This window comes from Agrobacterium sp. (assembly GCF_032092815.1).
In the GTDB taxonomy this organism is placed as follows: Bacteria; Pseudomonadota; Alphaproteobacteria; order Rhizobiales; family Rhizobiaceae; genus Agrobacterium.
In genome coordinates, this window is the sequence record NZ_DAMDBP010000013.1 from 112,967 (window position 1) to 125,072 (window position 12,106).

Here is a 12,106-nt window from a genome sequence, read left to right on the forward strand (position 1 = left end):
AGAGGGTTTCGGCGCTGTGGTGTGAAATTAAAACGATTAATATCAGTCATTTATGTGATTTTTCCGCGTTTGGCACGGTGTTTGCATAACTGTCATCAAGCGGTCGCGAGGCCCAGACCAACACACGGCTGAACCGGGAGGCCCCTTATAAAAAGGCAGGTCCGGCCGAGGAGGAAAAATTCATGATTGATAGTACAGCCGTGGCTGCTAGCCATGCCCGCATGCCATTTTACCGCCATCTGTATTTCCAGGTGCTGGTTGCCATTGTCGCCGGTATTCTGCTTGGCCATTTCTGGCCATCCATCGGTGAGCAGCTGAAGCCATTGGGTGATGGTTTCATTCGTCTCGTCAAGATGATCATTGCACCGGTCATCTTCCTGACCGTTGCGACCGGCATCGCCGGCATGAATGACATGAAGAAGGTCGGCCGCGTTGCCGGCAAGGCAATGATCTACTTCCTGACCTTCTCCACGCTGGCGTTGGTGGTCGGTCTGATCGTTGCCAATGTCGTGCAGCCGGGCGCTGGCATGAACATTGACCCCGCATCACTCGATGCCAAGGCCGTTGCGACCTATGCCGACAAGGCGCATGAGCAGACGATCACCGGCTTCCTAATGAATATCATTCCGACGACGATTGTCGGTGCGTTTGCAAGCGGTGACATTCTCCAGGTTCTGTTCTTCTCGGTGTTGTTCGGTATTTCGCTCGGTATCGTTGGTGAAAAGGGCAAGCCGGTCGTCGACTTCATGCATGCCATGATGTACCCGATCTTCAAGCTGGTTGCGATCTTGATGAAGGCCGCACCCATCGGTGCCTTTGGCGCAATGGCCTTTACAATAGGCAAATACGGCATCTCTTCCGTTACCAATCTGGCCATGCTGATCGGTACCTTCTACCTGACCTCGTTGATCTTCGTTCTGGTGATCCTGGGCGCGGTTGCTCGTTACAACGGCTTCTCCATTCTGGCACTCATTCGTTACATCAAGGAAGAGCTTCTGCTGGTTCTTGGTACATCGTCCTCTGAAGCTGCGCTTCCGGGCCTGATGAGCAAGATGGAAAAGGCGGGCTGCAAACGTTCTGTTGTTGGCCTGGTTATTCCGACCGGTTACTCGTTCAACCTTGATGGCACCAACATCTATATGACGCTGGCTGCCCTGTTCATTGCGCAGGCCACCGGAATTCACCTTTCCTTCGGTGAGCAGATCCTGTTGCTTCTGGTTGCAATGCTGAGCTCTAAGGGCGCAGCCGGTATCACTGGTGCAGGTTTCATCACGCTTGCAGCGACATTGTCGGTTGTTCCATCTGTACCGGTTGCCGGCATGGCACTGATCCTCGGCATCGACCGTTTCATGTCCGAATGCCGCGCGCTGACGAACTTTGTTGGTAACGCTGTTGCCACCATCGTGGTTGCCCGTTGGGAAGGCGAACTGGACCAGGCGCAGCTGCAGCGCGTTCTGGCCGGTGAAGAAACCGCCAGCAGCGAAGTCACTGATGAAACCCCAATGCCGCAGCCTGCCGAGTAACATCGCCAGCAAAAACAGACAGAACCCGGTCTTTCACAAGGTCGGGTTTTTCTTTGGGTTGTTTTCGCACTCCATCGACCTACCCGGCGCCGTCTGCCAGAAACAGGGTTGCGGCAGTGCAACTGCAGTGCCATGACAATCTTCAGCCAAAATCACCGAGATTTGTTGATGATGAAAAGCCTTCTCACCTCATGGCCCCTATGGGCATTGTTGTCTGCTGTCTTTGCTGCGCTGACCGCCATCTTCGCCAAAGTTGGCGTTGAGAATGTCAATTCTGACTTCGCGACATTCATTCGTACCATCGTGATCTTATGTGCTGCCGGGTTGATGGTTTACATCACGGGCAACTGGCAGCAGCCGTCAGCGATATCAGGCCGGACGTGGCTGTTTCTGGTGTTGTCCGGTCTTGCGACAGGTGCGTCGTGGATTTGTTATTTCCGTGCACTGAAACTCGGAGACGCGGCGCGCGTGGCGCCGATTGACAAATTGAGTGTCGTCTTCGTTGCCGTGTTTGCCGTTCTGTTTCTGGGTGAAAAGCTGTCACTGCCAAACTGGTTGGGTGTTGTGCTTATTGCCTGCGGTGCAGTTCTGGTTGCCTATCGCGGTTGATGGAAGGCTTGTTATTATAGCCAGCCAAGTGCAATCGCCGCTCGTATCGCCTCGGCACGGCGGTTGCAACCAAGTTTGCGAAACAGGTTTCCGAGATGAAACTTGACCGTCACCTCAGAAATATTCAGTGCCTGGGCGATCTTCTTGTTGGACATGCCGCCTGCCAGAAACTGCAGCATCTGCACTTCGCGTTGTGACAGGCCGCCATGAATGGCGCGGGCTTGCGGGGAGTTGACCGAGGCTGCAAAAATAGCGAGTGCGCTGCGGACATCCGATGATGTTTCTATGAAACTGCGGATACGGCGATTTTCGAGAAGCGGTGATAAAAAAATCCTCTCTTCAGAAAGTACACCATTGCAGCCGAGGCGCGTTGCTGTTTCCAGTGCCAAAAGAATATGGGATCGAGCGGCGGCATTGTCGCGCCTTTGATGGGCCGTGTAACTTTGCCAGATCAGCAGCGCTACCCTCTCCCGATTGGTGACCTTTGGGTTGGCAATCAGCGCATCGAGTTGTCGAGATAGATAGAAGCGCGGTGTCCAGACGCGAACGGCGTCGCGCAACCATGCCATGACGTAGGCAATCTCATCGCGCCGTGTCAGGCGCGTCAGTTCTTCCTCGGCACTTTCAACCCAGTTCCTGCCCATTGGCATGCGGATCGAGGTTAGCGTGGCAGCGGCCTCCGACCACCGGTTGGTGTTTTGGTAGGCAATCGCCGTTCGGATTTCCATCATGGCGTGGAATTGCAAGCCCTCAGACAGATGAATCCATAAGCCGTCGAGAAAACCCGGCCTGATGGTCATTGGAAAATGGTCCATAACGATCTGTGTTGCGTAATGCAGCGCAAACTGCATGAGGCTAGGCCAGATTTCTGCCGCGGCAAATTGTTCGAAATCCTTCTGGACGAATTCCAGCAATTCACGCGGTTTGCCGGATTCGTAGCTGATGCAGGCTTCAGCCAGCCGCAACATGCGCATCTCCTGCGGGATTTCGTGAGGCACCTGCTCTAGCCGGTTACGGGCATCCCGTGCGGCGCGTCTGGCCATTAGCGCGTCACCACTCATAAGACGCAGAACGATCTGGTGCAGGTGGATGAAGAATTCGAGTAGTGGCTGCCCGCCCAATTTGCGGAGGTAGATGAGTGCCCGGGCAGCGGCGGCTTCCGCCTCACGAAAATTGCGGCGACGAATCTCGAATTCGAGAAGTGCGTTATAATAACCAGCCCACTTGCCATGGTCACCCATCGGGTAATCCGCCATGAATTCACCCAGCCGGTTAATCATCGCGTCATTGGGCGTGAGGTCCTCTGTGATCATCAGGTTGAGACGGAAAGTACGCGCTGCAAAGGAAAAGCGTGAGCCGCTTGCCATGGCCTTGAACGGGTCGAGATAATCCGAGCCTAAATGTTTGCCAACGAGGTGGCGCACGCGCTGTAACTCACCCTGTTTGAGAAGGGCCCGACACACCGCAAACAACACGGTTTCATTGGTGGAAATCATGTCATGCGAGAAGTGCATGATGATGTTTTGAAACGCATTGACACTGCTGCGATAGATCAGTTCACGCCCCTGCGCACGAGCCAGAATTTGGGCGGCATGGGTCTCGTATCCCCTGTCAAGCAGAAGGGCCATGGCCTGAAGCGAGCGGCCTGTCTTTTCCAGTGCTGTCGCAATTTCCACAACGGCTGGGCCAGCCTCCAGCACCTCTACGCGGTCCTTTACCGCAATCGCGAGCAGTCTCAGCAGGTTCTGATGTTTCTCGGGATATTGTGTCAGAAATGGCGGTAACTGACTCGCCCATGATTGACGGGTGGCGGGTACAGGCGCTTCCAGCCAAATGGATATTGCCATTGTCTGTTCGGGAGAGAGATGGCTGAGAAACGTTTCCCTAATATAGTCAATGCAGACGTCGTCATCCACGTGGTCCTGTAGCGCCAGAAAGGCGGGCCAGCCTGCGTAGCCTTCCCGCATCGATTTGGCCTGTTCCGCGGGTAGGTTTTCCAACTCAAGATCGGAAAATGTCAGGTCTTCCGCGCCAATCGTTGCTGAGCCGTGATGCAGGATTTGTCGACCAAGGCCGCTGATGCGTTGTTCCGGGCGGCAGGCAATGACGATTGTGTCGATTGTCTGAAGTGTAGCAAGTGGCATTCGGGCCGTTCGCATCGCGACCGGGATATCCCACAGCAGCCAGCCGTCCTGCACATCCTCCAGTGTGGGGTGGTGTGAGGTGCAGACGACCCTGCCCGTCATATTGGCGACCATCTGCAATAGCGCGGTTTTCCCGGCACCAGCCGGTGCGCGAAGAAAGACCACCCCTGCCGGTTTTTGCAGGATGCGGTCGCAAAGTTGAGGACGTGAAAGCAGGGAATTCATGGCCGCAGGATAGGGCATCGCTTTTTAAAAACCTATACCATGTCGGTAAAAAACTATACTTTTAAACGGTTGCTGAACGCGAGTTCTGTGGTGATGTTGGCGCATCGAAAAGCCGATGCACAAAGGAAAGCCCCGCTGATGCAGCAACATCCGTTGATCGCAATTCTGACCCGGCTTGGAACATTCGTGCTTGTCATGATCGCGCTCTCCATCATGATTTTTGCATTGGCACGTGTTGTTCCGGGTGACCCCGCACGTATGGCACTCGGACCTGCGGCAACGCAGGAACAGGTCGATGCCCTGCGCTTGCAGATGGGGCTCGATAAGCCTCTGGCCCTTCAATATGTCGACTATGTCAAAAACGCCTTGCATGGTGATCTGGGCATGTCGCTGGTTTCCCAGCGTCCTGTTACCACCGACCTTGCGCAGACCGTGCCGGCAACTGTTGAACTTGTGCTGGTGTCCGTCATCTTCATGTTTCTGGTCGCCATACCGCTTGGTGTGATCACCGCACATTATCGTGACAAGGGCATCGACCACCTCGGACGTATTCTGTCCCTGACCGGCGTCACCATTCCAAGCTTTCTTTTTGCCATTACCCTGCAATTGCTGGCGGCAAAATTCATCAGCGGTTGGCCGATCATCGGTCGACTGGATCATTCGCTCGGCTGGCAAGGCGGACCGACTGGTTTCATTCTGCTGGATGGCCTGTTGGCCGGGCGCTTTGATGTGGTGGTTGACGCGCTCAAGCATCTTGCCCTTCCCGCTTTTGCTCTGTCCATGGCAGGCATCGGCCAGATCACCCGCATTACCCGCTCTTCCATGATTGAGAACCAGCGCAAGGATCACGTGCTGACGCTGCAGAGCTTCGGTGTGCCTGAACGGGTCATCATCTTCCGGTACCTGTTGAAGCTGTCATCCATTGCGCCGCTGACAATCATGGGACTGGAATTTGCATCGCTGATTGGCAATGCCTTCGTTATCGAAATGGTTTTTGCCTGGGGCGGTTTCGCATCCTACGGCCTCAACTCCATTCTCCAGAAAGATCTCAACGCAGTGACCGCCGTGGTTCTGGTGGCGGGTCTGTTCTTCATCGTTGCAAACATGATCGTCGACATTCTGATCTCGATCATCGACCCACGCCTGCGCCACAAGGAGGCACGCTGATGGCCGATATGAAAATGCTCGACACATCCGACAAGGCGCTGAGCACCGGATATATCATGTGGTACCGGTTCAGCCGCAATCCGGCTGCGGTGGTTGGCGCACTGATCCTGCTGTCCGTCGTCATTCTTGCTGTCTTTGCGCCATTTTTGACGCCCTATCCGAAGCACGTCGGCGCTGTGGTTGATTTTCGCGCCAGACACTTGCCGCCAGATGCGCTGCATTGGTTCGGTACAGACAAGGCGGGCCGCGACATCTTCTCCCGCACCGTGTTTGGTCTGCGTATCTCGCTATTGCTAGTCATTGGCGTGCTGGGCATTTCCGTTCCGATCGGCACAATTCTGGGTCTGATTGCTGGATACGTCGGTGGCTGGACAGAGAAGTTCATCACCGGTCTGACCAACGTCATGCTGGCAATGCCTCCGCTTGTTATGGCGCTCGCCGTGTCCAATCTTCTGGAACCGACCCTGATGAATGCCATGATTGCCATTACCCTTCTGTGGTGGACCTGGCATGCGCGGCTTATCTATTCGGTATCAAAGTCCATTGCGTCGGAAGATTATATCGAGGCAGCACGGCTTGCCGGTGCCGGTCCCATGCACATTCTTTTCCGGGAAATACTGCCAAACTGCGTCTCGGTCATTTCGGTCAAGACCACGCTGGATGCGGCCTTTGTCATCCTGTTCGGGGCGACGCTCAGCTTTCTTGGTTTTGGCGTGAAACCACCTATCCCTGACCTTGGCTCGATGGTGGCGGACGGACGTCAATTCATGCCTGATTTCTGGTGGGAGGTGCTGTGCCCGGGTGCTGCGGTTCTTTACGTCACACTCGGTTTCAACCTGCTGGGCGATGGCCTGCGCGACATGTTCGACGTGGAGAATTGATCAATGAGTGAGCCGCTTCTCAAGGTCGAGAACCTCAATGTTTCCTTCACCACCTATGGCCGCGCCCGTCAGGTTCTGCGCAATGTCGGCTTTACCGTTTCGGCGGGTGAACGCGTCGCACTGATTGGTGAGACCGGATCGGGTAAATCAGTCACTGCCAAGGCCATCATTGGCACCCTGCCAAAAAATGCTACCGTGACATCGGGCTCAATTTTTGTGGGTGAGAAGGATGTTCTCACCTTGCCGAAATCGGAGCGCGAGGCGCTGAAAGGCACTGCATTTTCGCTGATCATGCAGGACCCCCTGTCTTCATTCAATCCAGTATTCAAGATCGGTACGCATCTTGATGACGTGATGCGCTTTGCAGACAAGCGCAATGGCATCTCGTCATCGAAGGCAGAGCGCCGCAGCCGTATCGCTGAAGTGTTGCGTCGTGTGCAGCTTGCAGACACCGAACGCGTCATGAATGCCTATCCGTCGGAACTGTCAGGCGGTATGCGCCAGCGTGTTCTGATCGGCCTTGCCCTGTTGCACCGTCCAAAACTGCTGATTGCCGATGAACCAGGCACAGCACTTGATGTGACGACGCAGGACGAAATTCTCAATCTGATCAATCGCCTGGTCATTGAGGAAAACATGGCTCTGCTGATGATCACGCACAATCTTGGTGTTGTGCGCAAGGTCGCCGACCGGGTTGTGGTGATGCACCACGGCGATATCGTCGAGACAGGTCCATGCTCGGAAATTCTGCATCAGCCACGCGAGGCCTATACCAATTCGCTGCTCAACGCCGTGCCACCGCTTTATGGTCCGCGGGTTGTTGATGCTCCAGCTAGCGCAGGCGAGCCAATTGTCCGGATCAATGATCTGAACAAGATTTTCGGCAAGCGTAACGGTTATCACGCGGTACGCGATGTCACGTTGAATTTGCGTCAAGGCGAAATTTTCGGTCTCGCGGGTGAGTCCGGCTCGGGCAAAACGACGGTTGCCCGCATGATCATGGGCCTCACCTCTCCGACCTCCGGAACATTGTCCATTGATGCGCCCGCCCCTGACCGCGGCAAGCGTCTGACCCAGATTGTCTACCAGAACCCGGGTACCTCGTTGAACCCGAAGCGTTCGGTTCGCCAAACACTGACATTGCCGTTGAAATCCATTGGCATGGACAAGGCGGCGCGTGAGGCGCGCATGTTCGAACTGATGGATCTGGTGCGACTGCCTCAATCCTATCTTGCCAAATATCCGCATGAGCTTTCAGGCGGCCAGAAACAGCGCGTCGCCATTGCTCGCGCATTGGCGGCTGAACCGAAAATTCTCATTCTCGACGAACCGACCGCTGCGCTTGATGTGTCGGTTCAGAAGACTGTCATCGAATTGCTGGAGCAACTGCGCCAGGAACTCGGCCTGACATATCTGATGATTTCCCACGACCTGTCACTGATGCGCAATTTCTGTTCGCGCATCGCGATCATGTTGCGCGGTGAAATCGTCGAGGAAGGCGCAACGCGTGAGGTCTTTGCCGATCCGCAACACGCCTACACCCGCGCACTGATTGCCGCGATCCCCGTCGTGACCGACGAGGAAGAACGCGAAAAACCCACCGTCACCGATGAAGAGCGCTTGCGCTTTCTGGTGAAAACAACGGACTGATGAGAGGAGCTGACGTGTATCGCGTTGGAATTGACGTAGGCGGCACCAATACGGATGCTGTAGTCCTGAAAGAGAAAACTGTACTGGCTGGCGTTAAGGCGTCCACCACTGAGGATGTGACTTCCGGTGTGCTGGAAGCGCTTGAAAAGGTAATTGCGGCATCGGGGGTTGATCGCAGCGTTATCTCTGCCGTGATGATCGGCACGACACATTTCACCAATGCCGTGATTGAACGCCGCCATATGGAAGAGGTTGCGGCGATCCGTCTGGGGCTGCCATCCGGTGCTGGCTTGCCTCCAATGGTGGATTGGCCAGAAGATCTGCGCAAGATCGTTGGCAACCACGGTTATCAGGTCAAGGGTGGTTACGAATTCGATGGCCGCGAGATTTCGCCGCTTGATGAGGATGAAATCGTCCGCATCGCCAGTGATATTCGCGTCAAGGGTCTGAAGGCTGCGGCCGTCACCTGCGTGTTCAGCGGCATCAACGATGCCATGGAACTGCGCGCGAAAGAGATTTTGCAAAAACATTGCCCGGGTATTCCGGTTGTTATGTCGAAGGACATTGGTCGCCACGGGCTGCTCGCCCGCGAAAGCGCTGCGATCATGAATGCCAGCCTGTTGACGCTCGCTGACCGCACGGTAAGCGCCTTTGGTAAGGCCCTTGCCGCAGCCGGTATCACCTGCCCATTCTACATCACCCAGAACGACGGCACGTTGATGGCGGCGGATGTCGTGCGCGCTTTCCCTGTTCTGACCTTTGCGTCCGGTCCGACCAACTCCATGCGCGGCGCGGCGTTTCTGACTGGCCTCAAAGATGCGGTCGTTGTTGACGTTGGCGGCACGACCTCAGACGTTGGCTCCCTGTCACACGGCTTCCCGCGCCAGGCATCGACAACAGTCGATATTGGCGGCGTTCGCACCAACTTCCGCATGCCTGATGTGTTCTCCATCGGCTTGGGTGGCGGTTCTCTGGTGGTGAATGGCGACACCGATATCAGCGTTGGACCGAAATCCGTTGGGTACCGCGTTCGTGAAGAAGCCCTGTGCTTTGGTGGTGCCACACTGACGGCAACCGATATCGCGGTTGCTTCTGGCAAGGCTGATGTGGGCGAAAAGGCCTTGATCGAAAGCCTCGACAGCACGTTGGTGAAGGCGGCTGCCGCCAAGATTGACGCCATGCTCGAAGCCTGCGTTGAGCGCAGCCGTATTTCGTCCTCTCCTGTTCCAGTTATCGCTGTTGGCGGTGGCTCGATCCTGATGCCAGACCGCATCGGTGATCTCGAAGTTATCCGTCCGGAAAACTTTGCTGTTGCCAATGCTGTTGGTGCTGCAATTGCGCAGATCAGCGGCGAAACCGACCGCGTGTTCTCGCTGGTCGAAGGCCGCACCCGCGAAAGCGCGCTGGCGGAAGCCGAGGCCGAAGCCCGTGAAAAGGCGATCGCAGCTGGTGCTCTGCCTGAAACGCTTGAGGTTATCGAACGCGAAGACATGCCGCTCGCCTACCTGCCGGGTAACGCGACCCGCATTCATGTGAAAGTCGTCGGAGAAATGGGAGGCCATCATGGTTGAGGCGCGCAAGTTGAAATATGACGAGGCCAACCTGCGCACGCTGACGGTTGAGGATCTGGATGCGCTGGAAATCGGCGCTGGTATTCTTGGTACGGGCGGCGGCGGCAATCCTTATCAGGGCAAGTTGCTGGTGCTTGAGGCGATGAAGGCCGGTTACGAGATGAAAATCCTCGCAACCGATGCCATCGAACCCGATGCGCTGTGCATGTCGCTTGGCGGTATTGGTGCACCAGTTGTGGGCGTTGAGCGCATTCGCGAAGGTCGCGAAGGCCTGCGTTGCCTACGCGCCATGGAAGAGTTGATCCGCACGCCAATCGACGCGATCGTCTGCGAAGAAATCGGTGGCGCGAATTCCATGAATCCGCTGGTAACGGCGGCATTGGGCGGTTTGCCAATTCTGGACTGCGACGGCATGGGCCGCGCCTTCCCGGAAATGCAGATGACCACCTTCTCGATCTACGGCCACAGCTCCACGCCGTCTGTCATGTGTGACCTGCACGGCAATGCCGTGATTTTCAGCCATGCCGTCTCTGAAGTCTGGCATGAACGTATGGCGCGTGCCTGCGTTGTTGCCCAGGGCGGTGGTGCCATGTTGGCAACGGCGCCAATGCAGGCCCATTACGTTCATCAATACGGTATTCCCAAGAGCTACACCAAGGCAATTGCCATTGGTGAGGCCGTTATCAAGGCGCGCAAGGCACAGGAAGATCCGATTGCTGCTGTCTGCGAACTGGAAGGCGGCCGCCGCATTTTCAATGGCAAGATCACCGACCTGAAGCGACATCTGCGTGGCGGTTTTGCCGTGGGTGATCTGGAGCTTGCGGGCTTTGATGATTTTAACGGCCAGACAGCTGGCGTTGCCATTCAGAACGAATTCCTGATCTTCCGCCGCAATGGCGAAGTTGAGGTTTGCGTGCCAGACCTGATCGTTCTGCTGGATGTCGACACTGGTTACCCAATCACCACGGAAATGCTGCGTTACGGCCAGCGTGTCGCGGTTATCGCCATCCCTTGCCACGATCTGCTGCGCAGCGCCCGCGCCCTTGAGGTCGTTGGTCCATCTGCCTTTGGATACCCCGATATTGCCTACTCACCCCTGCCTGCACCGATGCGTCAGGCTGCGGAATAACAAGCGGGATTTTCCCGCATTACAAAGAGGAGAACTTCCATGAAAATGCTTTCCAGACATCAGCGTTTTGCGGCATTGGCACTTGGCACGGCAATGGCCCTGACCTCGGGTCTTTCCGCGCATGCGGCTGACGAAAAAGTATCGATTGCTGTCAATACGATGCAGATTTTCAGCTCGCTCGACCCAGCCAAGGTCACCGACTACACCGGCTACATGGCCGTTGTGAACATGTATGACGGTTTGACCACCGTCAGCCCGTCGGGCGAAGTTGTTCCACATCTCGCGAAGTCCTGGGACATTTCGGAAGATGGCCTCACCTACACATTCAACCTGCGTGAAGACGTGAAATTCCAGGATGGCACTGCCGTGAAGGCATCCGATCTGGTGTGGTCGATCCAGCGCCTGATCGGCATCAACAAGGGACCTTCCAACCTGCTGGTTGGTCTGGTGAAACCTGAAAACGTGACTGCCCCTGACGAAAAGACCGTGGTTGTAAAGCTGGACCGCCAGTTTTCGCCATTCATGGCGGTCACGCCTTTGATGGTTGCGCTGAACGAGAAGCTGATCACGGCAAACGCAACCGCTGAAGACAAGTGGGGCGAAGCCTATGTCGGCGAGCATTCTTCCGGCTCCGGGCCGTACAGCCTCGTCAGCTACAACCGTTCTGCCGATATGGTGATTGCCCGCAACCCGGATTATTTCGGTGGCTGGAACAAGGGTAAGCCGATTGACGAAGTTCGTTTCGTTCAGACAAGCGATGATGCCACGGTAAAGGCCCTGGCTGAAAAGGGCGAACTCGGCCTGACGTCGCATGGTCTCGGCAACGATACCTACGAATCCATCGGCAAGATGGATGGTTACAAGATCATCCAGACCCGCACGGCCGGCGGTTTTGTCATCAAGCTGAACACCAAGGCTTACCCAACCGACGACGTTCATGTTCGTCGCGCCATTGCCTATGCGACTGACTACAAGACGATCCAGGAAGTGATCTATCCGGGCTTTGACATGAAGGGTCCGCTTTCGGATGCCTTCAAGGATGCCCACAATGATGGCATCGAGCCCGGCGTTTTCGATCTCGAAAAGGCCAAGGAAGAACTGGCAAAGTCGAAATATGCTGGTCAGCCGATCACGCTCGTCAACAGCTATGTTGCCTCACTGGCATTCGAAGCTGAAGTGGCCTTGATGCTGCAGGCCAATCTGGAGC

The 12,106-nt window shown here is 55.8% G+C and carries 8 protein-coding genes and 1 pseudogene; 8 read left to right on the top strand and 1 reads right to left on the bottom strand.

All coding sequences use genetic code 11. The features are described 5' to 3' along the window. The first annotated feature begins 182 nt into the window (after positions 1 to 182). Together RT613_RS10420 and RT613_RS10425 are read left to right on the top strand one after the other, a co-directional pair. Positions 183 to 1,523 carry a dicarboxylate/amino acid:cation symporter gene (locus RT613_RS10420; RefSeq protein WP_409558802.1) on the top strand — a complete coding sequence of 447 codons (1,341 nt, stop codon included), beginning with the start codon at positions 183 to 185 and terminating at the stop codon, positions 1,521 to 1,523. A 171-nt stretch (positions 1,524 to 1,694) separates the two neighbouring features. Further along, positions 1,695 to 2,132: an EamA family transporter gene (locus RT613_RS10425; protein WP_313615136.1), complete on the top strand. Its 438-nt coding sequence runs from the start codon at positions 1,695 to 1,697 to the stop codon at positions 2,130 to 2,132. A gap of 14 nt (positions 2,133 to 2,146) precedes the next feature. Here RT613_RS10425 and RT613_RS10430 read toward each other — a convergent pair whose 3' ends face one another. Continuing rightward, positions 2,147 to 4,501: a helix-turn-helix transcriptional regulator gene (locus RT613_RS10430; protein ID WP_313615137.1), complete on the bottom strand. Its 2,355-nt coding sequence runs from the start codon at positions 4,499 to 4,501 to the stop codon at positions 2,147 to 2,149. Positions 4,502 to 4,639: 138 nt separating this feature from the next. Here RT613_RS10430 and RT613_RS10435 point away from each other — a divergent pair, with 138 nt between their 5' ends. From RT613_RS10435 to RT613_RS10460, 6 genes and pseudogenes are all read left to right on the top strand, one after another. After that, a complete protein-coding gene (locus RT613_RS10435; RefSeq protein ID WP_313615112.1) occupies positions 4,640 to 5,668 on the top strand; it encodes an ABC transporter permease in 1,029 nt (342 codons plus the stop codon). Beyond that, positions 5,668 to 6,549, top strand: a complete 882-nt coding sequence (locus RT613_RS10440) for an ABC transporter permease (RefSeq protein WP_313615114.1) — start codon at positions 5,668 to 5,670, stop codon at positions 6,547 to 6,549. The genes RT613_RS10435 and RT613_RS10440 overlap by 1 nt, the downstream gene beginning before the upstream one ends. Before the next feature lie 3 nt (positions 6,550 to 6,552). Beyond that, the gene (gene nikE, locus RT613_RS10445; protein WP_313615116.1) at positions 6,553 to 8,199 is read left to right on the top strand and encodes an ABC transporter ATP-binding protein; all 1,647 of its coding nucleotides are present in this window, start codon (positions 6,553 to 6,555) and stop codon (positions 8,197 to 8,199) included. 14 nt (positions 8,200 to 8,213) lie between these two features. Then, the gene (locus tag RT613_RS10450; protein ID WP_313615117.1) at positions 8,214 to 9,770 is read left to right on the top strand and encodes a hydantoinase/oxoprolinase family protein; all 1,557 of its coding nucleotides are present in this window, start codon (positions 8,214 to 8,216) and stop codon (positions 9,768 to 9,770) included. Beyond that, complete coding sequence (locus RT613_RS10455) at positions 9,763 to 10,899, top strand: DUF917 domain-containing protein (RefSeq protein ID WP_313615118.1); 1,137 nt, start codon at positions 9,763 to 9,765, stop codon at positions 10,897 to 10,899. The genes RT613_RS10450 and RT613_RS10455 overlap by 8 nt, the downstream gene beginning before the upstream one ends. A gap of 99 nt (positions 10,900 to 10,998) precedes the next feature. Next, positions 10,999 to 12,106, top strand: a pseudogene (locus RT613_RS10460) (ABC transporter substrate-binding protein); the annotation flags it as partial.